Annotated in this window: 24 protein-coding genes; 5 read left to right on the top strand and 19 right to left on the bottom strand. The window is 42.0% G+C overall.

Annotated features, from left to right (window positions below; all coding sequences use genetic code 11):
- Nucleotides 1-23: 23 nt before the first annotated feature.
- The 3 genes from mnmH to ID165_RS25145 are packed head-to-tail and all read left to right on the top strand — an operon-like array spanning nucleotide 24 to nucleotide 3,055.
- Entirely contained in the window at nucleotides 24-1,088 is a 1,065-nt protein-coding gene (mnmH, locus tag ID165_RS25155; RefSeq protein WP_192348139.1) for a tRNA 2-selenouridine(34) synthase MnmH, read from the top strand.
- Nucleotides 1,051-2,094, top strand: a complete 1,044-nt coding sequence (gene selD, locus ID165_RS25150) for a selenide, water dikinase SelD (RefSeq protein ID WP_192348138.1) — start codon at nucleotides 1,051-1,053, stop codon at nucleotides 2,092-2,094. The genes mnmH and selD overlap by 38 nt, the downstream gene beginning before the upstream one ends.
- A gap of 49 nt (nucleotides 2,095-2,143) precedes the next feature.
- Nucleotides 2,144-3,055, top strand: a complete 912-nt coding sequence (locus ID165_RS25145) for a PD40 domain-containing protein (protein WP_192348137.1) — start codon at nucleotides 2,144-2,146, stop codon at nucleotides 3,053-3,055.
- Here ID165_RS25145 and ID165_RS25140 read toward each other — a convergent pair whose 3' ends face one another.
- The 9 genes from ID165_RS25140 to cmk all read right to left on the bottom strand — a co-directional run bounded on the left by ID165_RS25140 (nucleotide 3,056) and on the right by cmk (nucleotide 10,822).
- Entirely contained in the window at nucleotides 3,056-3,610 is a 555-nt protein-coding gene (locus tag ID165_RS25140; RefSeq protein ID WP_192348136.1) for a DUF502 domain-containing protein, read from the bottom strand.
- Nucleotides 3,611-3,684: 74 nt separating this feature from the next.
- On the bottom strand, nucleotides 3,685-4,314 hold the full coding sequence (locus ID165_RS25135) for a DUF1080 domain-containing protein (RefSeq protein WP_192348135.1): 630 nt from the start codon (nucleotides 4,312-4,314) through the stop codon (nucleotides 3,685-3,687).
- 135 nt (nucleotides 4,315-4,449) lie between these two features.
- A complete protein-coding gene (gene nqrE / locus ID165_RS25130) occupies nucleotides 4,450-5,061 on the bottom strand; it encodes an NADH:ubiquinone reductase (Na(+)-transporting) subunit E (RefSeq protein ID WP_192348134.1) in 612 nt (203 codons plus the stop codon).
- Between the two features lie 14 nt (nucleotides 5,062-5,075).
- Entirely contained in the window at nucleotides 5,076-5,747 is a 672-nt protein-coding gene (locus ID165_RS25125) for an NADH:ubiquinone reductase (Na(+)-transporting) subunit D (protein ID WP_192348133.1), read from the bottom strand.
- A 30-nt stretch (nucleotides 5,748-5,777) separates the two neighbouring features.
- A complete protein-coding gene (gene nqrC, locus ID165_RS25120) occupies nucleotides 5,778-6,542 on the bottom strand; it encodes an NADH:ubiquinone reductase (Na(+)-transporting) subunit C (RefSeq protein WP_192348132.1) in 765 nt (254 codons plus the stop codon).
- Complete coding sequence (locus tag ID165_RS25115; protein WP_192348131.1) at nucleotides 6,529-7,746, bottom strand: NADH:ubiquinone reductase (Na(+)-transporting) subunit B; 1,218 nt, start codon at nucleotides 7,744-7,746, stop codon at nucleotides 6,529-6,531. The genes nqrC and ID165_RS25115 overlap by 14 nt, the downstream gene beginning before the upstream one ends.
- A 5-nt stretch (nucleotides 7,747-7,751) precedes the next feature.
- Nucleotides 7,752-9,104 carry a Na(+)-translocating NADH-quinone reductase subunit A gene (locus ID165_RS25110; RefSeq protein ID WP_192348130.1) on the bottom strand — a complete coding sequence of 451 codons (1,353 nt, stop codon included), beginning with the start codon at nucleotides 9,102-9,104 and terminating at the stop codon, nucleotides 7,752-7,754.
- Nucleotides 9,105-9,237: 133 nt separating this feature from the next.
- On the bottom strand, nucleotides 9,238-10,134 hold the full coding sequence (locus tag ID165_RS25105) for a 4-hydroxy-3-methylbut-2-enyl diphosphate reductase (RefSeq protein ID WP_192348129.1): 897 nt from the start codon (nucleotides 10,132-10,134) through the stop codon (nucleotides 9,238-9,240).
- A complete protein-coding gene (gene cmk / locus ID165_RS25100; RefSeq protein ID WP_192348128.1) occupies nucleotides 10,118-10,822 on the bottom strand; it encodes a (d)CMP kinase in 705 nt (234 codons plus the stop codon). Before cmk ends, ID165_RS25105 begins: the two co-directional genes overlap by 17 nt.
- 130 nt (nucleotides 10,823-10,952) lie before the next feature.
- On the opposite strand from cmk, the gene ade reads away from it, so the two are divergent.
- Nucleotides 10,953-12,614 carry an adenine deaminase gene (gene ade / locus ID165_RS25095; protein ID WP_192348127.1) on the top strand — a complete coding sequence of 554 codons (1,662 nt, stop codon included), beginning with the start codon at nucleotides 10,953-10,955 and terminating at the stop codon, nucleotides 12,612-12,614.
- Nucleotides 12,615-12,787: 173 nt separating this feature from the next.
- Here ade and ID165_RS25090 read toward each other — a convergent pair whose 3' ends face one another.
- Both ID165_RS25090 and ID165_RS25085 read right to left on the bottom strand, forming a co-directional pair.
- Complete coding sequence (locus ID165_RS25090; RefSeq protein WP_192348126.1) at nucleotides 12,788-14,368, bottom strand: peptide chain release factor 3; 1,581 nt, start codon at nucleotides 14,366-14,368, stop codon at nucleotides 12,788-12,790.
- A 300-nt stretch (nucleotides 14,369-14,668) separates the two neighbouring features.
- Nucleotides 14,669-15,904, bottom strand: coding sequence for a HAMP domain-containing sensor histidine kinase (locus tag ID165_RS25085; protein ID WP_192348125.1), 1,236 nt, complete (start codon nucleotides 15,902-15,904; stop codon nucleotides 14,669-14,671).
- Nucleotides 15,905-16,050: 146 nt separating this feature from the next.
- On the opposite strand from ID165_RS25085, the gene ID165_RS25080 reads away from it, so the two are divergent.
- Complete coding sequence (locus ID165_RS25080) at nucleotides 16,051-16,521, top strand: Dps family protein (protein ID WP_192348124.1); 471 nt, start codon at nucleotides 16,051-16,053, stop codon at nucleotides 16,519-16,521.
- A 99-nt stretch (nucleotides 16,522-16,620) separates the two neighbouring features.
- On the opposite strand, the gene ID165_RS25075 is transcribed toward ID165_RS25080, so the two are convergent.
- From ID165_RS25075 to hpt, 8 genes are all read right to left on the bottom strand, one after another.
- On the bottom strand, nucleotides 16,621-17,931 hold the full coding sequence (locus ID165_RS25075) for an ABC transporter permease (protein ID WP_192348123.1): 1,311 nt from the start codon (nucleotides 17,929-17,931) through the stop codon (nucleotides 16,621-16,623).
- On the bottom strand, nucleotides 17,924-18,817 hold the full coding sequence (locus ID165_RS25070) for an ABC transporter ATP-binding protein (RefSeq protein ID WP_192348122.1): 894 nt from the start codon (nucleotides 18,815-18,817) through the stop codon (nucleotides 17,924-17,926). Before ID165_RS25070 ends, ID165_RS25075 begins: the two co-directional genes overlap by 8 nt.
- A 17-nt stretch (nucleotides 18,818-18,834) precedes the next feature.
- Nucleotides 18,835-19,722, bottom strand: a complete 888-nt coding sequence (locus ID165_RS25065) for a hypothetical protein (protein WP_225586892.1) — start codon at nucleotides 19,720-19,722, stop codon at nucleotides 18,835-18,837.
- A gap of 80 nt (nucleotides 19,723-19,802) precedes the next feature.
- Nucleotides 19,803-20,915, bottom strand: a complete 1,113-nt coding sequence (gene dnaJ / locus ID165_RS25060) for a molecular chaperone DnaJ (RefSeq protein ID WP_192348121.1) — start codon at nucleotides 20,913-20,915, stop codon at nucleotides 19,803-19,805.
- A gap of 4 nt (nucleotides 20,916-20,919) precedes the next feature.
- Nucleotides 20,920-21,492, bottom strand: coding sequence for a nucleotide exchange factor GrpE (locus ID165_RS25055; RefSeq protein WP_192348120.1), 573 nt, complete (start codon nucleotides 21,490-21,492; stop codon nucleotides 20,920-20,922).
- 77 nt (nucleotides 21,493-21,569) lie between these two features.
- Entirely contained in the window at nucleotides 21,570-22,565 is a 996-nt protein-coding gene (gene obgE / locus ID165_RS25050; RefSeq protein WP_192348119.1) for a GTPase ObgE, read from the bottom strand.
- 73 nt (nucleotides 22,566-22,638) lie between these two features.
- Nucleotides 22,639-23,211 (bottom strand): adenylate kinase, encoded by a 573-nt coding sequence (locus ID165_RS25045; protein WP_192348118.1) that lies wholly within the window; start codon nucleotides 23,209-23,211, stop codon nucleotides 22,639-22,641.
- A 15-nt stretch (nucleotides 23,212-23,226) separates the two neighbouring features.
- The gene (gene hpt / locus ID165_RS25040) at nucleotides 23,227-23,763 is read right to left on the bottom strand and encodes a hypoxanthine phosphoribosyltransferase (protein ID WP_192348117.1); all 537 of its coding nucleotides are present in this window, start codon (nucleotides 23,761-23,763) and stop codon (nucleotides 23,227-23,229) included.
- Between the last annotated feature and the right edge of the window lie 5 nt (nucleotides 23,764-23,768).

Genomic DNA, 23,768 nt, shown 5'->3' with positions numbered 1-23,768 from the left:
GGCTTTTTTTATCTTCATACGTTATGGCGGAGCAGTTAATTTCTTTAGATGATTTTTGGAGTTTACGGAATCAGTTTCCTGTGATAGATGCGCGCAGCGAAAGAGAGTTTGACCAAAGCCATATACCAGGCTCCATTAACATTGCCATCCTTAATAATAATGAGCGAATTCAAGTTGGGACACTTTATAAAGAACGAGGTCCAGAAGAAGCAACTATTAAAGGGTTTGAGTTAGTCGGTCCAAGATTTCATTTAATTTTAAAAGACGCTATAAAGCGATTCCCTGAGAAAAAAATAATAATCTATTGTTGGCGCGGCGGGATGAGGAGCCATATTCTTTCTTGGTTATTAAGCATGGTGGGCTTTGAAATCTTCCGCCTTGTTGGAGGCTATAAAACTTATAGGACCTACAGTTATGAACTGGTCCGAAAAGATTGGAATCTAATTGTTTTAGGAGGAAAAACAGGAAGTGGAAAAACTAGATTACTAAAAAAACTCAATGAAGCTGGTGAGCAAATCATCGATCTCGAAGGACTTGCAAATCATAAGGGTTCCGCATTTGGGGCTATTGGACAACCCGTCCAACCTTCAGTGGAGCAATTTGAAAATGAATTTGCAGAAACTTTACAAAATCTTGACCCCGATAAACCCAGCTGGGTGGAAAATGAAAGCCGAAAAATCGGAAGACTAATTCTCCCTGATAAATTCTACCATCAGATGCTTACCTCACCACTGATCGATATTTACAAGACTGACCAAGAACGAATTGATTTGATTGTAAAAGAATATGCAAGCTTACCTCAGGATGAGTTGATTCTCGCTGTTTTACGTATCAAAAAACGTCTGGGGGGATTGCGAACATCCCAAGCGATACAAGCAATTATTGATGGAAATCACGAAGACTGGATCTCAAACATGCTAATCTACTATGATAAGGCTTATACATTTGATCTTGATAAACATCCTGATGGGAAAACGATCCAGTTAGACCTTTCCGGAATTGATGAAGACAAGGCTACACAAATACTACTTGAAGCAAAATCCCAATTTTATGGAAAATACACCTACCCGACTGACCGAGTGGAGTGAAGGCTCAGGCTGTGGTTGCAAAATCGCACCAGCAATTTTAGACCAAATATTAAGTTCAAGTGGATCCTTTTCCCAATCCGACCCAAATTTATTGGTAGGCAATTCGGGAAAGGATGATGCTGCCGTTTATCAGGTGTCAGAAGATTTGGCTGTCATCAATACAGTGGACTTCTTCACTCCTATCGTAGATGATCCTTTTGACTTTGGAAGAATTGCAGCTTCAAATGCACTTTCGGATGTCTATGCTATGGGTGGTAAACCGATTTTCGCGAATGCTATTCTAAGTTGGCCGGTAGAAAAACTTGCGCCTGAACTCGCAGCCAAGGTAATGGAAGGAGCAAAATCTATTTGCAAAGCTGCGGGAATCGAATTGGCCGGTGGACATTCCATAGCTGCAAAAGATCCGATTTTCGGGCTTTCAGTAAATGGCGTTGTCCATCCCCATAAAATCAAAAAGAATCAAGGCGCTAAAGCCGGAGACATCATTTACCTGACCAAACCACTTGGTGTGGGCGTATTGGCTACGGCACTAAAGCGCCAAAAGATATCTGATAAGGACTACATCAGCTTAATCGATACTGCTTGTAGGTTGAATTCCATAGGAGAAATAATCGGCAATCACGAAGAAGTTCATGCCATGACAGATGTGACAGGTTTTGGGCTTCTGGGTCATTTGATAGAAATGTGCGAAGGATCGGGACTTTCCGCAGAGATTGCTCTCTATAAGCTCCCCATGATAGCAGGTGTTCAAGAATACATCAATCAGTTTATTTTTCCTGACAATACTTATCGTAACTGGAATGCTTACAGCGCCAAAACAAAAGGAGTGGTGGGCATGGACTTGGTCAAACTTTGTGATCCTCAAACTAGCGGAGGGCTAATGCTGGCTGTAGATCCTGGAAACCGGAACTGGTTTGAAGAAGCTATGAAGCAGCACAGTCAAGTGATTTGGGAGATAGGTCGCTTCACTGAAAAGAATGAGCAGGTGGTAGAAGTTTTACAATAAGTTTCATTTCAGTTCCTTATATTAATATGAAACTGAAAATAAACCCATCATGTCCAACCTACAAACACTCTTTACTGTTACATTTCTAGTTTGTTCATTCTCACTTTTTGCGCAGCAAGCCCCAGAAGGAACGACGAGTGAATTGGTAATTCTCAATGTAAAATCCGGAGAACAAAAAACTGTCCTTAAGGAAGTAAGGCACTTTGAAGCGCCAAATTGGTCAAGAGACGGAAAATATCTCATTATCAATTCTGGTGGGCAACTTGAAAAAGTAGATTTTGCAGGAAAAAAGTTAGGCAAAATCTTACCTGATAAAATCACCCGTGCAAACAATGATCACGGACTAAGTTTTGACGGTAAATTACTGGTGGTCAGCAAAAGTGATGAGAACTTTGGTTCCCGGATTTATACCGTTCCTATAACTGGTGGTGAGCCAAAATTAATCACCCCAAATCACCCTAGTTATTGGCATGGAATCAGTCCGGATGGACAAATATTAGTTTACTGTGCACAGCGAAATGGAGCTTGGGACATCTACTCAATTCCTACTGCTGGAGGTACAGAGAAAAGGCTCACCACTTCAGAAGGACTAGACGATGGTCCAGAGTATTCCTATGACGGAAAATGGATCTATTTCAACTCAAACCGTACTGGTAGAATGCAAGCTTTTAGAATGAAGCCAGATGGATCCGGAACTGAGCAGCTGACTCACGATGAACTGGACAATTGGTTTCCACATCCATCGCCCGACAATAAATCAGCTGTAATCATTTCATACCTAGAAGATCAAAAAGGAGCTCATCCTTTTGGCAAGGATGTCAAGCTTCGTTTGCTGAATGTGGAGACAAAAGGAATAAGAGACCTAACAGAAGTATTCTATGGTGGTCAGGGTACAATCAACGTCCATAGCTGGTCACCCGATGGTGAATGGATAGCTTTTGTGAGGTATCACAAGCCTTAATCAAATCAAAGGAGAAACTCCTCCCGATACCATAAATTTCATCACATCAGAGCTTTTCACTCCCACTAGCGGAGTTACTTTGTCTTTGGGAACCAAGAATACATTTCCCGAAACATTGTAGCTATGCGGGAAATAAACGGCTACCATCTCCGGTTCGCCTACAATATCCATGCTTTCCTGAGTAATAAATCCCAACCTGATAAGAGTGTCGCTGAGCTGTACTTTGACAGGAGATGAAAATTTCTTTTTATCGCCCACAAAAGCCCCCATCAAATCCTTGATGCTGGTATAGATTAGGTTCACGAGCGGAATTCTGATCAAACCACGCTCGAACCAATCAAAAATGGGCTTGGCAAAGAAAAGGCTTGCGAGATAACCTACAAAAGTGATCAAAGCCAAAACCATCAAAATCCCGATTCCGGGCAGTGGTACCGGAATCAGATTATCCAGAAAAAGGATGGTTTGATAGATAATATAGAGTGTCACTGCCACCGGTGTGACGAATAGCAGCCCTCTAAGAAAGTACGATATGATTCGTTTGTATGTAAATGCCATGGATGTAAAATGAAAATCCCGATTATTACTCAATAATAATCAGGATTTCTACTTCAAGATACTTTCTCTCCGAATTAATCCGGAAGAATTTTAACTTTTACGCTTTTGAAATAGATTACTGACTTGGGATCGTGAGCCTGAAGGGCAATAGTTCCGCGATCTAGTTTTTTAGTACCTAGATCTCCTTTACGGTTTTCATCTTTCGATTGATCGTAAATATTGATCGTTTCCCCGTTGATTTTCACAGTCACCACATCACCTTCTACGATAATATGTTCAGTGTACCATTCTCCATCCTCCACATAGACTTCTTTTACGTCTTGGAAAGAATAAACGCTGCCTGTTTTTCTCCAATCACTATGGCTTTGATTTACTTGAATCTCATAGCCTACATTTGGCCAGCCTTCTTCTTGGTATTGGGTATGGATGAAAATACCGGAATTTGCCCCAGGCATGGTTTTCACTTCAGCAATCACTTCGAAATTATTGAAGTCATGATCTGCTACATCTCCAGCATAGAAAGCATGTCCGCGCGGACCTGCCACTTTGATCACTCCATCCTCTACCTGAAAGGATTGAGATTGTTCAGAAATTTTCCAACCATCCAGGTTTTTGCCGTTAAAGAGTTCAATCCATTCGCCGGTCTGGGCAGAGACCGAAAATGTAAGTGCCAGAAAGCAAAAGCAGGTAACTAAGATTTTCATAAGAGTCAGGGTTATTGATGAACTAGTTTGAAGGTCAAAAGTTACTAGGTAATGGACAAAAATCAATTACCGTTAAAAACAAAAGCCCTGAGATACAATCCCAGAGCTTTTGTCTATATTCTAATCTTAATGTGATTACAAATCAATACCCATAAAGGACATAAAAGCGAGCCCCATTAATCCGGTTAAGAGCATAGTAATGCCCAAGCCTTTCAAACCATTTGGCACATGGGAATATTTTAGCTTCTCACGGATAGCAGCAAGTGCCACTATAGCCAAAAAGAAGCCTGTTCCAGAGCCGAACCCATAAACTGCGGATTCAGCAAGTGTATAATCTCTCTGTGCCATGAAAAGTGATCCACCTAGAATTGCGCAGTTAACCGCTATCAAAGGAAGAAAGATCCCCAAAGCTCCATAGAGAGCAGGAGCAAATTTCTCAACCACCATTTCTACAAGCTGGACCATGGCAGCGATGATGGCAATAAACATGATAAATCTCAAGAATGTCAAGTCAATAGAGGCAAGGCTACCACTTACCCACGACAAAGCTCCTTCTTTCAATACATACTCATTCAAAAGCCAGTTGACAGGCACGGTCACCGTCAAAACGAATATTACAGCCGCTCCAAGTCCTACTGCTGTACTTACTTTTTTGGACACTGCCAAGAATGAACACATCCCTAAAAAGTAAGCGAAAATCATATTGTCGATAAAGATCGACCGGATTCCTAAATTAATTAATTCCATTTCTTCAGCTGATTTTAATGTTCAACATAGCCTGTTTTGGTACGCTGGATCCAAATAATTAACCCAAGTACCATAAATGCTCCCACTGGGGAAACCATCAGCCCATTAGTGGCCAATTTGAAGTCAGGTCCGAATAAACCTGAAATATATTCGTACACAGGCACGCCAAATACTGCTCCTGATCCCAACAATTCTCTAAAGAAGGCTACTGTAAGTATAATCCATGAATAGCCCAAAGCTGATCCAAAACCATCAAGAATAGAATCATAAGGCTTATTGCCTAAAGCGAAAGCCTCAAGACGTCCCATTACAATACAGTTAGTAATAATCAACCCTACGAATACGGAAAGTTCTTTGTACATATCATATGCAAAAGCCTTCAATACCTCATTAACCAAGGTAACCAAAGTGGCTACTACAGCTAACTGAACGATGATACGTACTCTGCCGGGAATTGTATTTCTCAGTAATGAAATCAGCAAATTGGACATCACCACCACGAAAATCACAGCGATGGCCATTACCAAGGTAGGTTTCATTTGCGTGGTGACAGCCAATGCAGAACATATACCCAATACCTGAATGGTAATTGGGTTGTCATCAATCAGCGGATCACTAACAAGTTTTTTTCTGCGTTTGGAAAGCAGCGCCTCTGCAGGCTTTTTTTCAATAGTTTCAGCACTCATATTTAAATAATTCTTGAGTTGATGTTTCGATTAAAGCACAGCTACTGCTGAGGAAGATTTCTGACTCTTAATGTATGCTTCATAATGCCCCAAATAATTTTTAAGCATATTATTTACACCTTTAGCAGTAATCGTTGCCCCAGACATCCCGTCCACTTGATGGGGGTTATCAGAATAATCTTTCCCTTCGCCCTTTTGCATTTCTACTGCGATTAATTCGCCGGATTCATCATAGATAGTCTTACCTACATAACGTTCTTGTACTCCCTGTTCAGTAATTCTCGCCCCCAGCCCCGGAGTTTCTCCAGCGTGGGCCAAGGTAATTCCTCCCACGGTGTTCATATCAGTTTCCAATGCGACATAGCCCCAGATTGCATCCCATAGACCTGCACCATACAGTGGAAAAATATAAGATTTAACCTTATCATTATCCCCTTCTTCATGGTAAATAAACACAGGATAAAGTCTTTCTTCTGCCGGCTTTTTATAATTTTTTGCAATATCCACACCTTCAGCAGTGACAGTGGCCCCGTCTCTCTCAGTCACTTCCTCCCCATTGACGTCTACCACGATAGAGGCAATATGACTTTCATAGTACTTATTCACCTCTTCAGGTTTCATTGCATCGATTTCTTCCACAGGAATCACCGCACCCAAGATTTGCTTCTTAGTGTCCAGGGCAATGGCTTCCTTCTGCATTGGCCCCAGCACTTGCGAGGTACCGGATAGAAGTAATCCCAAAACTACCGTCAAGATGACGGAGAATGTAATAATATAAGCGTTAGACTGTTGCACGTTGTAACCTCCTTGTTTTGTTTGCCTTAACTACATAATAATCGATCAATGGGGCGAACACGTTCATGAATAGAACCGCTAGCATAATTCCCTCAGGATACGCCGGGTTTGTCACACGTATGATCACAGTGAGCATACCGATCAAAAGACCGTAAATCCACTTCCCTGTCTCAGTTTGTGAAGCAGATACCGGATCAGTTGCCATAAAGACAATTCCGAATGCCAGACCTCCCATTACCCAGTGATACTGAGGGGGTAATGCCATGTATTCATTTACCGCCAAAAGGTTCATCACAAATCCCATGATATAAGCACCCGCAAATCCTGAAACGATAATTTTCCAGCTTGCCACACCGGTCGCAACAAGTATGAATGCTCCGATCAATACCATCAAAGTAGAAGTTTCTCCAATCGACCCCGGAATCCACCCCATGAAAAGATTAGCAAATTCATATAGACCCGAACCGAGCACACTGTTATGACTAGCTAATGCCTCTACAGCAGTTTGTGTTCCATCTACTCCTGCATTGTATACAACGGAAAGAGCCGTGGCTCCTGAAAAACCATCTACTGCGGCTTTGTCTCCTAGATAAGTCCATACCTGGTCACCGGAAATCTGAGCAGGGTAAGCGAAGTACAAGAATGCTCTTGCGGTCATGGCTACGTTAAGGATATTCATCCCTGTCCCACCAAACACTTCTTTTGCAATCACTACTGCGAATACAGTGGCCAAAGCCACTTGCCACAGTGGAGTGGTAGCAGGTACCACCAACGGAATAAGCATCCCTGTCACCAGAAAACCTTCATTAATGGGGTGTTTTCGGATCACTGCAAAAACTGCTTCTACAATACCCCCTGCAGCATAAGCTACGATGATAATAGGTAAAACCAATTGTACTCCGAGCCAAGTTTTGTCACCGAAATCTTCCCAAAGCCCCGCTGTTCCTCCGGTAGCCAATAAATGCTGGTGTCCAGTGTTGTAAATACCAAAAAGCAAACAAGGAATCATGGCGATTACCACCGTGATCATCATCCGCTTTAGATCAATCGCATCTTTTACCTGAGCTCCTTTAATACCTGTAGTATGCTTAGGGCTAAACATAAACGTCTCCCCCGCCTCAAATGCGTAATATAGACTTTCAAGCTTTCCCCCTTTTTCGAAAAGTGGCTTCTGCTTGTCCAATAAATCTCTTAGAAACTTCATATGGATTAACTGTATTGGATTAATTCAATTCCTTTTCTCACCAACTCCTGCACAGGATGTTTTGAAACATCCACAAACTCGCAAAGAGCTAAATCTTCTTCCACGATCTCATAGATCCCCAATTCTTCTATTTCGTCAAAATCCTCAGCCATAATAGCTTTCAAAAGATAAACCGGAAGAATATCCATCGGAGTTACTGATTCAAATACACCAGTCTGCACGAATGCTCTCTCCTCTCCCCTGCCATTAGAATCCAAAACGAATTCTTTTTTCGGCGTAAGGAAGGACAGCAACCCCAATGCCCTGTGGTAGCTCAGTCTAGTGGTAGGCTTTGCCCATCCCATAAACTCATAATAATCTCCCTCAGGAATAACTGTGATCTGATTATGATAATATCCTAAGAATCCTTCTAGGGCGATTTTTTCACCTGTAAGTACATTTCCGGAAACCACTCTAACATGACCTGAATTAAGGTTACCTTTTACAAAAGTGGAAACACAAGCTCCGCTGTAGGTTTTTACATAAGCAGCTTTTGTCAGCTCAGAGCCGGTCACCGCGATCACTTTGGAAGCATCATAAATACCTTCCAAAATAAATTTACCAATCTGAGCTACTCCATAAGGAGAGACAGTCCAGGCAATTTCACCCTTGTTGATCGGATCAAGATGGTGAATCTGTACACCTACGTTACCGGCAGGATGTGGTCCTGAGAATTTATTTATTTGCGCGCCTTTCAAATTTGAAAAAACCGCAGGGGTGGCCTTAGAACCATCTACATTTAAGTGAACTTTGCCGCTTGTAAGTTTTGCCAAAGCTTCGATGCCCGCTTGAAGATATCTCTCTTCTCCCTGCAATGCAAAAGCATAATCAGGAGCTAAGGGGTGTGTATCAAAAGCAGATATGAAAATACTCTTTGGAGTATCAGCAGGATTTGCAACTATGCCGAAAGGTCTTTGGATGATATTGGGCCATGCGCCACTAGCTGCTAGCTTAGCTGCCAAGGCATCTCTGTCGAGAGAAGCGATATCAACTTGGCCAAACTGCTCGTGGGTGATGGTAGCATCCGCCAAAATACCGATCTCAAGCAATTTGCGACGATCCCCTCTTTTCACTTCGACAACTTTGCCGGAAACAGGTGCCGCATAAATTACTTGATCCAATGCTTTGTCGATCAGGATCGGAGTACCTGCCTTTACGGTATCTCCTTCATTGACAAGAACTTTCGGGCGTTGCAGCCCGATGAAGTCTGTCGGCTTAATTGCGAAGGTTTGAGCAGGGGTGAAATCAGCTAGCTCTTGCTTAGCCTTTCCCACCATATTGATGTCAAAACCTTTCTTAAGCTTCACTATTTTAGACATATCTGTTTTTGAACTATGAGCTTTTGAAAAACGCCCCAAATCTAATAAATAACCTTTTTAATTTGAGGGTATATGAACTTTAATGTTTGAACTTTTGGAAGAATGGCTTCCTAAGATTTTAAATAACTCTATTTTATATGGAAAGCACTCCTTCTTCAAGTGATTCCACATAGGATTTCACTTGCTCCATCAACCACATGGGCGTGGAAGTCGCTCCGCAAATTCCTACTTTTTCATCTTTATGAAACCAGTCAGGATTGATTTCTGTCTCGTTTTCTATAAAGTAGCTTCTAGCATTTTGTCCAAGGCAAACCTGATAAAGTGCTTTACCATTGGAGCTTTTCTTGCCTGACACAAATAAGATTACGTCATTTTCCTGAGAAAAACGATGTAACTGCGGCTCACGATTAGAGACTTGGCGACAGATCGAATCATTTGGATTGAATGTATCCCTGTTCACTTCTTGTTTGGCGGCCTGGATACGCTCTTCGATTTTCTGAGAAATCTCATAAAAGCCTTTCGTACTTTTCGTGGTCTGACTGAAAAGCGTCACAGGCCTGGAGAAATCTATTTTATCCAAATCGGAATCCTCCATCACCACAATAGCTTTTTCCAGTGTTTGACCGGTCAAGCCGATTACCTCAGCATGGCCTTTTTTGCCATATATGACAATCTGGCCTTCCTCACGTTCCATCTTATCAAAAGCACTCTTCACCCTGTGCTGAAGCTTCAACACTACGGGGCAGGAAGCATCAATTAACTCAATATTATTTTCTATGGCAGTTCTGTACGTTTCCGGAGGTTCTCCATGAGCCCGTATTAATACCTTACAATCATGCAATTCTGAAAGTTGCTCACGATCTATCACTACCAAGCCCTTTTCACTAAGGCGGGAGACCTCCATATCATTGTGTACGATATCACCTAGACAATACAGCTGATCGCTTTGCTCCATCTCATCCTCGGCCATCTTGATGGCAAACTCAACACCGAAGCAATACCCTGAGTTTTTATCAATGGTTACCTGCATAGCTCTGTTGTTTATCAATGATTTGTCGTGCCGTGTGGACTATCTTCCCCACTTGCTCTGCAAAGGTACTATTACTAGTATCCACCTCCACCGCATCAGGCATTTTCTTAAGAGGGCTTTCTGATCTGGAAGAATCTACCCGATCCCGCTCGGCCAAGTTGTCTTTGATGTCTTCAAGATCGACTAGCTCCCCTTTTTCCAACAATTCCGCTTGTCTTCTGATTGCTCTTGTTTCCAAATCGGCTGTCATGAACACCTTCAGATCTGCATCAGGAAAAACCACTGACCCAATATCTCTGCCGTCCATTACCACTCCTTTTTTCTTTCCAAGACGCTGTTGCTGGGCTACCAACTCTTTTCTGATAGCAGCTACGGTGGCTATTTCACTCACTTTATTGGAAATTCGCATGGTACGAATTTCATCTTCTACATTCAATCCATTCAGATAGGTCTCTTGTTTAAGAGTATCAGGATTGAGGTGAAAAGAAATTTCCAGTGATTTCAACCCTTTTTCCACATCATGCGGATTGGCAGGAGAAAGAAAGTGATTCAAAAAATGTAAAGTCGCCGCCCGATACATTGCCCCGGAATCGATGTAGGTATATCCCAGATCCTTTGCAACTGCTTTGGCCGTGGAGCTCTTCCCACACCCCGAATATCCATCAATGGCGATGACGATTTTATTCATTCAAAAAACCTGCTTGATTCGTTTTTTTATTACTGCGCAAATATAGTAGTTTTAATCTAAACCAATCCCCAACCCATGGCGGTGAATCGCTTATACAGATTCTATCCAATTAATTTTCCTTTACATTTTCATGCAAATTCCAGGTCAACTCGTAGATATCCCAAACCGAGAGATTTATACAGTTTCTCTCACAATTGAAGACGGTAGGATTTCCAAACTGGAAAAAATCCAAACTGACTCTTCCTTGCCTTATTTGATGCCGGGATTTATTGATGCTCATGTGCACGTAGAATCTTCAATGTTGGTGCCTTCCGAATTTGCCCGGCTGGCAGTGGTGCACGGCACTGTGGCTACAATATCCGATCCGCATGAAATCGCCAATGTCTGTGGAATGGAAGGGGTGGAATACATGATAGCCAACGGAAAACAGGTCCCTTTTAAATTCTATTTCGGTGCGCCTTCCTGTGTACCTGCAACACCTTTCGAGACGGCAGGTGGAGAAATCAATGTAGCTGATATAGAAAACCTGATGTCACGTCCCGAAATTCATTACTTGGCAGAAATGATGAACTGGCCTGGAACAGTGAATCGGGACGAACTGGTGATGGAGAAAATCCACATCTCAAAGAAATACGGCAAACCCATCGACGGACATGCACCTGGACTGAAAGGCGAAATGGCAGAGAAATATGTCAGTGCCGGCCCAAGTACCGATCATGAATGCTTTACAGCGGAAGAGGCGTTAGGAAAATTAAAGCTAGGAATGAAAATCGCTATCCGCGAAGGTTCCGCTGCCAAGAACTTCGAAGCACTAATCGATCTTATTGATGAATATCCAGAGATGATTATGTTTTGTTCGGATGATAAGCACCCCGATAATCTTGCCATTTCGCACATCAATGCCCTTGCTGCCCGGGCTGTTGCAAAGGAAAAAGATATTTTTCACGTGCTCCAAGCTGCATGTCTTAATCCCATTGCACACTATTCCATGAACGTGGGACAATTAAAAGAAGGGGATCCCGCTGATTTTATTTTAGTAAAAGATTTAAAAGATTTCCAAGTCATGGGTACGTATATCAATGGGGAGAAAGTGGCTGAAAATGGCAAGACATTGATCCCTTCTATCAAAAATGAAATCATCAACAATTTCAATACTTCACTTAAGAAACCAGAAGACTTTCAGCTCAAAGCCAGGGGATCGAAAGTCAGAGTGATTGAAGCCCTAGACGGGCAACTGATCACTCCGGAAATCAGTGGAGAGATCCTGATCAAAGAGGGTTTTGCCGAATCAAACCCATCCCAAGACATCCTAAAAATCACCGTAGTCAACCGCTACGAAGATGCTTCACCGGCGGTAGCCTTTATTAAAAACTTTGGATTGAAAACCGGAGCAATCGCTTCTTCGGTAGGTCACGACTCACATAATATCATAGCAGTCGGTATCGATGATAAATCCATTTGCAAAGCAGTCAATCTAATTATAGAAGCTAAAGGTGGAGTTTCTGCCGTATCAGCAACTCGGGAAGAAATCCTGCCCCTTCCTGTCGGCGGAATTATGTCTGCCTCCGATGGATACGAAGTGGCAGCAGCATATACTAAGATCGATAAACTGGCCAAAGATATGGGCGCAACGCTAAACTCTCCTTTTATGACGCTGAGCTTTATGGCATTACTAGTGATCCCTGACCTGAAACTCAGTGACAAGGGTTTATTCAATGGGCAGAGATTCGAGTTTGAAGAAGTGTTTTCAGAAAACAGTCCGAAGACAGGTGACCGAATGACCTTGACCTAAAGCGAAGCTTATTCTAAGACGCTCATTTTTGTCTAAAAAGTCAGGCATTTTATTATGAAAGATAGAGACATCGATGTTTTATCTCAAATCCAAAAAGCCCATTCAATTGGAATGTAGAAGGACAAAATTTCAAGAAACCTGCCAGATTTTGAAAATCTGGCAGGTTTAGTGCATCAATACTCCGAAGTAAAATGGAACTCTATCTCAGGATAGTTGTCCATCACCATCTGAAGCCAGGCTTTTGACTCGGCCATAAAAACCAGCTTACCGTCCTTATCATGAGCGATGTGACGGTTTTTGGAGCGGACAAATTCATCCAGCTGTTTTTTGTCCTTACTTGTGATCCAGCAGGCTTTATAGAGATTCATCGGGTGAAACTCCACGGTGGCGTTGTATTCATTTTTCAATCGAAACTGGATTACTTCAAACTGGAGCTGTCCCACTGTACCCACTACCTTTCTAGAACCCATATCAAAGGTAAAAAGCTGTGCTACTCCTTCTTCCATCAGTTGCTTCAAGCCTTTTTCCAGTTGCTTGGTCTTCATGGCATCCTTGTTCACCACTTCACGGAAGATCTCCGGAGAGAAACTCGGAATACCTACAAACTGCATATCCTCCCCATCAGTCAGCGTATCACCGATTTTCAGATTTCCGGTATCATAAAGACCTACAATATCTCCCGGAAATGCTTCGTCGATCATTTCCTTATCCTGGGCCATAAATTGGGTCACATTAGAAAAGCGTAAGGGTTTTGGCCCACGCACATGATTGTATGGCTTATTCCTTTCAAAAGTTCCGGAGCAAATTCTTAAGAATGCGATTCTGTTTCGGTGATTTGGATCCATATTGGCATGGATCTTAAATACAAAACCCGAGAACTTTTTTTCATCAGGCTTTACTTCACGATCCTCCGTCCTACGACTTTTGGGAGCCGGAGCTATTTTGATAAACGTATCCAGCATCTCATTGATCCCGAAATTATTTACAGCTGAGCCAAAGAAAACCGGAGCAACTTTCCCCTCCAAGTACTCCGTAGGATCAAAATCGGGATAAACCCCCTCAATCAATTCCACATCTTCCCGGAGTTGGTCTGCATAGCTTTTCCCTATCAGTCCTTCCAGTTCCGGATCATTCACGTCTTCAAATGATTTCCGCACATCACTTAGCTTTCGCTGAGAAGGTGTAAAAAGGTTGAGTTTATGATCAAACAAATTATAAACACCTTTAAAAGTTTTACCCATCCCTATAGGCCAGGAAAGCGGCCGACACTGAATGTTGAGCTTTTGCTCCACTTCCTCTATCAGTTCATAAGGATCCCGTCCTTCTCTATCGAGCTTATTGATAAAGCAGATCACGGGTGTATTTCTCATACGACAAACTTCCATTAGCTTCTCTGTCTGAATCTCCACACCTTTCACGCAGTCAATCACCATGATTACAGAATCGACAGCTGTCAATGTACGGTAAGTATCCTCCGCAAAATCTTGGTGTCCGGGAGTATCGAGTAGGTTGATCTTGATGTTCTTGTATTCGAATCCCATGACAGAAGTCGCTACTGAGATCCCCCTTTGCTTCTCTATCGCCATCCAGTCAGATTTTGTAGCGGTATCGATTTTATTCGATTTCACAGCACCCGCTGTCTGTATTGCACCTCCAAAAAGCAACAACTTTTCCGTCAAAGTGGTCTTTCCTGCATCCGGGTGGGCAATTATGGCAAAAGTTCTTCGCTTCTGGATTTCTTCTTTCAAACTCATGGGAGACATCAAATTAAGGGTGCAAAGGTAAACAAAAAATAGGTGGGAAGGAGGGAATCTTGAAAGTTGAAATTTTGACTTTTGATTTACGAAGGACGATTTACGAGATTTTCGATAGTGTTAATATCTTTCTACAATTTTGAGCTTTGTGACATAAAGAATAAAATCCAAGGCCAGAGGTTCTTAGTCTGTTAAAACTTCATTATTCCTCATTCTAAATTCACCATTAAAAAGCTAACCATTATCAAAAATGCCCGAAGTTCCAATTGAACTCGTAAATCCAAAATCGTATATCTGAAATCAATACTCAAGGATTCCCTCGGTAACAAACTGCGAAGCTCCTTCATGACTTCCATGAATCAAAATCCTAAAAGTAGTCCCTTTCCCCACTTCGGAATTTTTGACGAAAATTCTCCCTCCATGATAGCCTTCCACAATTCTCTTGGCAAGTGTCAAGCCCAGCCCCCATCCTCTTTGTCTAGTCGAAAATCCAGGATTAAAAACACGCTTATACATCCTCTTCTCCATTCCTTTACCTGTGTCGGTGATATCCACGATTACAAATTTGTCACTGTCCTGCAGGATAGAGATATCAATTTTCCCTTTTCCCCGCATTGCATCCACCGCATTTTTACAGATGTTTTCGATAACCCACTCAAAAAGCGGCTTGTTCATCATGGCTTCCAGATCTTTAGAATCGGCATGGATATTCAACTCCACCTTAGTAGAAATTCTTGGCCGTAAATAAGTGATTGTATCTTCGATCACTTCATAAAGATTCTCCGCCTGAATCACAGGCTTGCTTCCAATGCTGCTGAACCGTTCTGTCACCATCCTCAATTTCACCACATCCTTGTCCATTTCAGTGATAATCTCTTTATTTTCATCCCACACAGGGGAATTCCTCAGGTAATCTATCCAGGCCATGAGCGAGGCGATTGGGGTTCCAAGTTGATGGGCAGTTTCTTTTGTCAGTCCGGCCCAGACACGGTTTTGCTCGGCAATTTTGCTTTGATTGAAAAGTGCATACGCCAAAACGCCGAAAATCATGATAATCCCCAACTGCACATAGGGGTAGTACTTCAAATTAATCAGCAATTCAGAATTCCTATAATAAACCTGAATGTCAGCCTCCGGAAGCAATATAGGTTCATATTCCGCACGCATTTCTTCAAGCTCCTTCCTTAGCGTTTCCAATGAATCTTTGGCATTTGAATTCTTCTTAAAGGGAATATTCCTAAATTCTATTGGATTTGCAGAAACATCTACCATAATGATAGGGATGGAATAATTCTGCTGAATAATCTCCTGATTAATAAAAGTCAGATTTTCCATGGTAGTGGCCGCATATTCCAATGCACTGGATAGCAACTCTATCTGCCGTCTTTCTCTCTCACGCAATTCCTCCACCAAGCTATTTGTGTACCAAATTGAGCCGGCTCCTATTATCAAGGACGCCGCAATCACCAGCCATTTGACTTGCTTTTTATTTGTATAGAAATCTAAAGAGGTAAGGTCTTGAAATCTTTTTTTCATTTATCAAATATGAATTACTATCGTTACTAACTTCCCAATCACATAGATAGTATGAGTTGGAGATAGATTTTATCAGTTGGGAAGGTATCGACCTTTGGAGTAAATTTATACTTTAATTCAAGCAGAGAAAATTAAACAACTGAAATATGAAAACGAACGACATCGGATTAGAAATCAAAGAAAGTAAGGTGTTGGTAGAAAAGCTTAATGACTTGCTCGCCAATTATCAGGTGTATTACCAGAATTTGAGAAATTTTCATTGGAACGTCACGGGCCAAAACTTCTTTGAGCTTCATGCCAAATTTGAAGAGCTATACAATGCTGCCAATGAAGCTGTGGATGTGACTGCTGAACGGATCCTGACATTGGGAGCAAGACCGCTTTCCTCGTACCAAGAATATATCGATACTGCCACGATCAAAGAAGCCAAAGAGGTCAGTGATCCTACCAAAATGGTGGAGACCGTGAAAAGCAATTTGAACACCTTGTTACAACTGGAAAGAGAAACATTGGAGGCTGCTGGAGCTTCGGGCGATGAGGGAACTTCCTCCCTGATGAGTGATTATATCACTGCTAAAGAAAAGGTCGTTTGGATGCTTTCTGCATATTTGAGATAGGAACGCTCAAAACAAAAATCCCGATCAGAAGTAGATCGGGATTTTCTGTTCTATTTCATTTTTACAGCGTCTTGATTCTAGGCTCTAAAATCTAGATTCTTAATTATCCGTCTTGATCCACTTCCAAAGTGTTTTATAACTCGGTTTTGTCCCATGCATAAGTATTCCAATTCTGTAGATTTTCCCTGCCACCCATGTAGTGAACAGAAAGCCGGCAATCAAAAGCCCCATGGACAGCATTAGCTCCCAAATTGGCACCCCATAGCTCATCCTTCCCATCATCGCAATTGGTGAGGTCAGCGGAATCACTGAGAGCCAGAAAGATGTTGTACTGGAAGGGTCATTCAGCACAAACACAAATAGTCCCATATAGGCGACAATCAAAGGAATAGTCACTGGCAGCATAAACTGCTGTGCATCCGAAGGTGCATCTACAGCAGATCCTATAGCGGCAAACAAAGCTCCGTAGAGCAAATATCCTCCCAGAAAGTAAAACACAAAACTCAATACTATCTCTACGTAGTTGATACCGGAGATCACCTGAAGAATATCCCCCATATCTGTATCTTGGGACAAGCCCTGAGCCAATTCCGGATTGGCAAGTTCCATCGCTTGCTGCTGTGGCATTTGCATTCCCAGAAATCCTGTCACAATCGTAGTCAATGTACCTATGAGTACTATCCAAATCAAAAGCTGCGTTAGCCCCACGCCTGCTATCCCTATGATCTTGCCCAGCATCAGTTGAAAAGGTTTCAGGGAGGAAACTAATATCTCAACTATGCGACTTGATTTTTCCTCGATCACCCCTTGCATAATCTGATTGCCATAGATGAAAATAAACATGTAAATCAAAATGCCCGCAACAAACCCAATTGCATAATTAACGGTGGCATCACTCACCGTCTCCATACCCTGTTCATCCAGCTTGATCGATTTGATAGCTACTTTTGTTCTTACCTCATTGATGATTTTGGGATCAATCCCACTTTCAAAAAGCCGTTGTTCTTCGATTTTCTTTCGAAGATTGTTCTCCAAGTAGCTGATCAAACTCATGCTTGGATTATCCTCCCCATAAAATGAAATCCCCGTAGGATCCTTTATGTCAAATTTCGGGATATGCAGAAAACCATAGCGATTTCCCTCCTTCACTAGATTTTTGGCTTCTTCGGGGTTTGCATCCGAAAATGAAAAAGCATATTGTTCTGAACTCTCCAGAAAAAACAGTTTGTTTTCGTCCACCACCTCGATGATCCGTAAGGCCTGATTATCCTCTTCTTGCAAAGCTATCCAAACAAAAATCCCCATGATGGCAGGAAAAATCAACGGAGTCAGCAAGGTGACTAGTAAAAATGATTTCTTTTTGACACGCGATACATACTCACGCTGAATCACTAACCATATTTTATCCATTCTCTGTGGATTTTACCTGGTGGATAAAAATTTCTTCCATACTGGGAATTAATTCTTGAAACCGATTCACTTGCCCGTATTGCATTAATTCATTTAACAGTTCATTGGGATCCTTCCCACTCAGCGGCAGGGTAAAACTATAGCTCCCCTCATCCTCTTTTGATATCCACTCAGTAGGCAGATCCCTAGTGAGGTGATCCAGCGTAATGGAATAGACTTCAGGTCTATAGATAGATTTCACCTGTTTAATTGTGCCATCCAGAATTTTTTTTGAGCGATTAATCATAGCCACCTGGTCGCAAAGCAGCTCTACAGATTCCATTCTGTGTGTACTGAGAATGACAGTTGTTCCCTTGTTTTTTAGTTCAAGAATTTCATTTTTAATAACCTCTGCATTTACGGGGTCAAAACCCGAAAATGGTTCATCCAGGATTAAAAGAGGAGGATTGTGAATAATGGTAGAAATAAACTGGACTTTCTGAGCCATTCCTTTAGAGAGGTCCTCGATTTTTTTGTCCTTCCAAGTCCCCATTTCAAGTTTATCCAACCAATATTTGATCTTTATCTTGGCTTCTTGTGGGCTAAGTCCTTTGAGTCTTGCGAAGTAAAGCATCTGGTCCCACACTTTCATTTTCTTATACAGTCCCCGCTCTTCGGGTAAATACCCAATCAACCCAATATGCCTAGGGGCCAAGAGCTCACCTGCTATATAAACCTCACCGCTATCTCCATCAATTATCTGATTGATTATACGGATTAAGGTAGTTTTTCCTGCACCGTTTGGACCGAGTAGACCAAACACTACGCCTTCGGAGACATTCAGATACACATCCGTCAGTGCCCTATTGGGCCCGTAGGATTTATTAAGCTTTTCTATTTTCAGCATGTTCCAAAAAACAGGAATTATTCTACAATTAAAGATCCTACTCCGACATCAATGATCAATTCCATCAATCTCGGATCGTCAGCATCGTAGCCTTTGGTGACATAGATCCCTTTTTCCAAAGTTTTTAAATATTTCGGCAAAGAGGTTTTACACATAGCCGTTGTTCTCATTTTAATTTTGATGGGAAAAGAGTCCGAAGGTAAGTGTAGATGGAGGGATCCTGCACCTACGGCGGCAATCACATGACTTGCATTGGGCATTCCTTCAGAAAAGGACAAATCAATTTTACCATAGTTTACCTCAAAGATCATCTTTTTGGCATTGGTGAAATTGGCCTTTTGAACCACAACTGTCCCCATATTCAAAGTCACCAGCAAGGTGTCCATCTGAACTTGGTTTGGAGAATCGCTACCGTAACCTATAGTCACATCAGCACTTGCACTTTTTACTTTCAGCTGATTGATAGTCAGGCTTGACAAGTCAAAATCAGCCTTACCCATCCCAAGATTAAAATCAAGATGATAAAGGTAATTGGTACTTAAGCCTACGTCCCAACTATGATCAAAATCCTCTGAAGATCCTGAAAAAAGTTTTGAAGTGATACTCTTTCCCAGATTCTCCGACTCAATATTTTTATGAATCAGAGAGGTCTGAAGCACACGCTTGGATATTTTCTTAGAAAAAACAGGGATAATATTCATCTTATCCAGATGACCATGAATATTGACGGGATCTGAAGACCTTGTTTTTCTCAATTGAGTTGCACTTTTATAAGTAGTGAACTCAAGAGCAACCATATCAAAACCTTCTTTTTCCGTCGATCTAAATTCCTTGACTAGTTGCGCCCTACTCACAGCTACCCATCCAATCATCATCAGAAAAAGCAGACACAATTTTCTAAGCATACGGTAAGGTTACGAGGCGACTATAAAAAGGTTTTTTAAAAATATAAAAAAAGCCAGAATTGCTTCCGGCTTAATTTATATTAAAAGAACTCTTTCATCTTATCGAAGAATGATTTTTCGCTGTTTCCGGGGTCAGGTTTAAAATTATCCGAATCCCGAAGACCTTCCAAGGCCTCCTTTTCCTCTCTGGACAAATGCGTAGGCGTCCACACATTTACCATGATAAGCTGATCCCCCTTAGCATACCCATTGATATCTTTGATTCCCTTACCTTTCAACCGTAGCATTTTGCCACTTTGAGTTCCTTGATCAATCTTGATCTTAACTTTTCCTTCAATAGTGGGAACTTCCACAGAAGCTCCCAGAGCAGCATCGATAAACGAAACATATAAATCATATATCACATTGTTTCCGTCCCTCTGCAGAACTTTGTCTTCAATTTCCTCGATAACAATAAGTAGGTCTCCGGGAATTCCGCCGGGAATCTCGTTTCCCTTCCCTGACATACTGAGCTGCATTCCTTCCGCTACTCCACCGGGAATATTAATGGAAATGACTTCCTCTTTTACTATAAGACCTCTGGAATCTGCATCTACAGGCTTTTTGTCAACTATTTGACCGCTTCCTCCACAAACCCCACAAGTACTGGCAGAAACCATTTGCCCTAGCATGGTATTGACCACTTTCTTCACTTGTCCGGATCCTTGACAGGCAGAGCAAGATTTGAAAGTCACTCCATCCGCTATCAAATGACGCTTCACTTTGATCTTCTTCTCTACGCCATTGGCTATTTCAGCTAGAGTCATTTTCATCTTCACTCGAAGATTTGTCCCTTTCTTGGTACGTCGGCTACCGCCGCCACCTCCGAAGAAAGAACCAAAACCTCCGCCCCCACCGCCGAAAATATCGCCGAACTGGGAGAAGATATCATCCATATTCATTCCGCCGCCGCCAAAGCCTCCGGCACCGCCTACTCCCTGATGGCCAAACTGATCGTAGCGCTGTCTTTTCTCAGGATTGCTTAGCACCTCGTAAGCCTCTGCCGCCTCCTTGAATTTATCTTCAGCTTCAGGATTATCAGGATTTTTATCCGGGTGAAATTTAATCGCCAGTTTCCTGTATGCCTTTTTTATTTCATCAGCAGATGCTGACTTTGCAACCTCAAGTACTTCGTAATAATCTCTTTTCGCCATAATATTATGCTCCTGTCACCACTTTTGCGTAGCGTACTACTTTATCTCCCAAAACGTAACCTTTCTCTATCACATCTATTACTTTCCCTTTCATATCATCACTTGGTGCCGGTATCTGGGTTATTGCCTCTTGGGTCTCTGCATCAAAAGGCATACCTATAAGCTTATCCATAGGCTTTAGCCCTTTGGATTCAAGAATTTTGGCCAATTTTTGGAATATCAGAAGATTACCCTCCCGGACTTTAGACGCTTCAACTTCATTCTCACTTGCTCTGAACGCACGCTCGAAATCATCGACTACAGGAATCAGATCTTTTATCACTTCCTCAGAGGCAGTCGTTATCAGATCCAATCGCTCCTTAGCTGTTCTTTTTCTGTAGTTTTCAAAATCGGAATACAGACGAAGGTATTTATCTTTCAGATCGGCTACTTCGTATTCCAATTTATTCTCTTCTGATTCGGCTTGAGGTTCTCCACCTTCAAACTCTACTCCGGCAGAAGTGTTTTCAGCCGTTTCTTCGTTCAAATTCTCGTCCTTAAGATTCATTTCCTGATCCACTTGTTCTTTATTATTCATAACTGAAATAGACAATAGTTGGCAATATGGCTTTATCAATATTGTTGCCATTGCACTTTCCCTGACAAACTGACATCTTAACCTTCTTGGATAGTCTGCCAGATTAAGTCTTTGAGACTGTCAAGATTGTACTGAGAGACTGAAGAAAGAAATACATGGGGAACTCCTTTCGGCACTTCCTTTTCCATTTCTTTCATGAGTTCTTCATCCAGCATATCTGCTTTGGATATAGCCAAAAGCCTTCGCTTATCGAGAAGTTCCGGATTATACTTTTCTAATTCACCTAGTAATATCCTGTACTGCTCTGCTATATCAGCAGCGTCGGCCGGTACCATAAATAACAATATAGAATTACGCTCAATATGTCTTAGGAATCGAATCCCCAAACCTTTTCCTTCAGCTGCCCCTTCGATAATTCCCGGAATATCTGCCATCACAAAGGATTGGTCTCCCCGATAGGCCACCACGCCAAGATTTGGAACTAGCGTAGTAAATGGGTAATCTCCTATTTCAGGTCTAGCTGCCGAAATAGATGACAGCAAAGTGGACTTGCCTGCATTTGGAAATCCCACCAACCCAACATCTGCCAAAAGTTTCAACTCAAGGATTATCCATTCTTCAATACCTTCTTCGCCAGGCTGAGAGTAATGAGGAGCCTGATTAGTGGAGGTCTTGAAATGGTCATTCCCCAAACCTCCTCTCCCGCCTTTCGTCAGAATTACTTCCTGACCATCTTCTGTGATCTCAAAGCGTTTCTCTCCGGTCTCAGCATCCCTTGCAATAGTCCCCAATGGTACTTCTAGAATAATATCCTTTCCGTCTGCTCCAGTTCTTCTCCCTCCTTCACCACTTTTACCCGCCTCAGCTATCACATGCTTTTTGTATTTCAAATGCAGCAAAGTCCACACTTGCGTAGTACCTCTTATTATAATGTGTCCACCCCTTCCTCCATCACCACCATCGGGACCTCCTTTAGGAACATGCTTTTCTCTTCGAAAATGCGTCGATCCAGGTCCGCCTGCACCTGATCTAGAGCAGAACTTTACGTAATCTATGAAATTTGAATCAGCCATTTTTGATAAAGAAAAAGGCTAAGCTTAAAAGCCTAGCCAACTATGAATTGCAAAATTAGGAAAATAAAGGGAATCAGTAGCTATCTATCACCGAAGTGATGTCAGTGAAGATTTGGTCAATTTCTCCTACACCATTGATTTTCTTAAGCTTGTCTTGTGAAGCATAGTAATCGGCCACAGGAAGTGTTTCGTCAAGATAAACTTTAATACGTGTATTGATTTTCTCATCGTCTTGATCATCCACCCGGTTAGAGGTTTTGCCTCTCTCCTTGATTCTAACTCTCAACACCTCTTCGGGAACGTCAAGAGCAATCATTCCACTGATTTCGAGATTATGGTGCGAAAGCATTTCATCCAGTGCTTTTGCTTGAGCCGTCGTCCGTGGAAATCCGTCAAAAATAAACCCTTGAGCATTTTTGGTTTCATTGATCTTATCCTCAACCATTCCGATCACTACTTCGTCAGGCACCAAACGTCCCTCATTCATGTACTTCTTCGCGAGCTGGCCCAGTTCCGTACCCTCACCAAGATGCTTTCGGAAAAGATCCCCGGTGGATAAGTGTGTTAGTCCATATTTCTCAATAAGTTTTTCACTTTGAGTGCCTTTGCCTGCACCCGGAGGGCCAAATAATACTATATTATACATTCGTAAGTCTATTATTTAAGGAGTACTGAGTTGATAAATACCGGGCAAATTCCTGCCCAAACCATCGTAATCAAGGCCATAACCAACCACAAATTTATTGGGAATTTCAAAACCGACATAATCCAACGTGTAATTAAACTGAAAAGCATCCGGTTTATGAAGCAATGTAACGACCGAAAGTTTGGCGGGATTTAATTCAAAAAGTGCCTTTAACAAATAATCCATGCTGATTCCGGTGTCCACTATATCCTCCACAATAAGAACATTTTTACCTTCGATTTTTTCTTCCAATCCCAAAATAGAACGAACACTTCCAGTAGATTCAGTTCCTGAATAGCTGCTGACTTTGATAAATGCAGCCGTAAGAGGCAAATCAATATGCCGGCAAAGATCAGCCATGAATACAAAGGATCCATTCAAAACCCCGAGCATTATCAACTCTTCTCCTGCAAAATCCCGTGCGATCGCTTGCCCAATCTGAGAATTGCGTCGACTAATTTCCTCAGCACTTAGGCAGATTTCAAACTCCTTATCTTTAATTTTCACTTTCATTCCAT

Origin of the sequence: Algoriphagus sp. Y33, assembly GCF_014838715.1 — a bacterium.
Taxonomy (GTDB): Bacteria; Bacteroidota; Bacteroidia; order Cytophagales; family Cyclobacteriaceae; genus Algoriphagus.
Note: the sequence above shows the minus strand (reverse complement) of the source record. Positions and strands in the feature narration are given on the sequence as shown.

Bases quoted from the DNA above. Each gene is read 5' to 3' on its own strand.
- cmk (WP_192348128.1), bottom strand. From the start codon at position 10,822: ATGAATAAAATCGTCATCGCCATTGATGGATATTCGGGGTGTGGGAAG.
- hpt (WP_192348117.1), bottom strand. From the start codon at position 23,763: ATGAAAGTGAAAATTAAAGATAAGGAGTTTGAAATCTGCCTAAGTGCT.
- ID165_RS25065 (WP_225586892.1), bottom strand. From the start codon at position 19,722: ATGCTTAGAAAATTGTGTCTGCTTTTTCTGATGATGATTGGATGGGTA.
- nqrE (WP_192348134.1), bottom strand. From the start codon at position 5,061: ATGGAATTAATTAATTTAGGAATCCGGTCGATCTTTATCGACAATATG.
- mnmH (WP_192348139.1), top strand. From the start codon at position 24: ATGGCGGAGCAGTTAATTTCTTTAGATGATTTTTGGAGTTTACGGAAT.
- ID165_RS25080 (WP_192348124.1), top strand. From the start codon at position 16,051: ATGAAAACGAACGACATCGGATTAGAAATCAAAGAAAGTAAGGTGTTG.
- ID165_RS25145 (WP_192348137.1), top strand. From the start codon at position 2,144: ATGTCCAACCTACAAACACTCTTTACTGTTACATTTCTAGTTTGTTCA.
- ID165_RS25115 (WP_192348131.1), bottom strand. From the start codon at position 7,746: ATGAAGTTTCTAAGAGATTTATTGGACAAGCAGAAGCCACTTTTCGAA.
- ID165_RS25125 (WP_192348133.1), bottom strand. From the start codon at position 5,747: ATGAGTGCTGAAACTATTGAAAAAAAGCCTGCAGAGGCGCTGCTTTCC.
- ID165_RS25110 (WP_192348130.1), bottom strand. From the start codon at position 9,104: ATGTCTAAAATAGTGAAGCTTAAGAAAGGTTTTGACATCAATATGGTG.
- ID165_RS25075 (WP_192348123.1), bottom strand. From the start codon at position 17,931: ATGGATAAAATATGGTTAGTGATTCAGCGTGAGTATGTATCGCGTGTC.
- ade (WP_192348127.1), top strand. From the start codon at position 10,953: ATGCAAATTCCAGGTCAACTCGTAGATATCCCAAACCGAGAGATTTAT.
- dnaJ (WP_192348121.1), bottom strand. From the start codon at position 20,915: ATGGCGAAAAGAGATTATTACGAAGTACTTGAGGTTGCAAAGTCAGCA.
- ID165_RS25055 (WP_192348120.1), bottom strand. From the start codon at position 21,492: ATGAATAATAAAGAACAAGTGGATCAGGAAATGAATCTTAAGGACGAG.
- ID165_RS25105 (WP_192348129.1), bottom strand. From the start codon at position 10,134: ATGCAGGTAACCATTGATAAAAACTCAGGGTATTGCTTCGGTGTTGAG.
- ID165_RS25045 (WP_192348118.1), bottom strand. From the start codon at position 23,211: ATGTATAATATAGTATTATTTGGCCCTCCGGGTGCAGGCAAAGGCACT.
- ID165_RS25070 (WP_192348122.1), bottom strand. From the start codon at position 18,817: ATGCTGAAAATAGAAAAGCTTAATAAATCCTACGGGCCCAATAGGGCA.
- ID165_RS25085 (WP_192348125.1), bottom strand. From the start codon at position 15,904: ATGAAAAAAAGATTTCAAGACCTTACCTCTTTAGATTTCTATACAAAT.
- ID165_RS25140 (WP_192348136.1), bottom strand. From the start codon at position 3,610: ATGGCATTTACATACAAACGAATCATATCGTACTTTCTTAGAGGGCTG.
- obgE (WP_192348119.1), bottom strand. From the start codon at position 22,565: ATGGCTGATTCAAATTTCATAGATTACGTAAAGTTCTGCTCTAGATCA.
- ID165_RS25135 (WP_192348135.1), bottom strand. From the start codon at position 4,314: ATGAAAATCTTAGTTACCTGCTTTTGCTTTCTGGCACTTACATTTTCG.
- ID165_RS25090 (WP_192348126.1), bottom strand. From the start codon at position 14,368: ATGAGTTTGAAAGAAGAAATCCAGAAGCGAAGAACTTTTGCCATAATT.
- selD (WP_192348138.1), top strand. From the start codon at position 1,051: ATGGAAAATACACCTACCCGACTGACCGAGTGGAGTGAAGGCTCAGGC.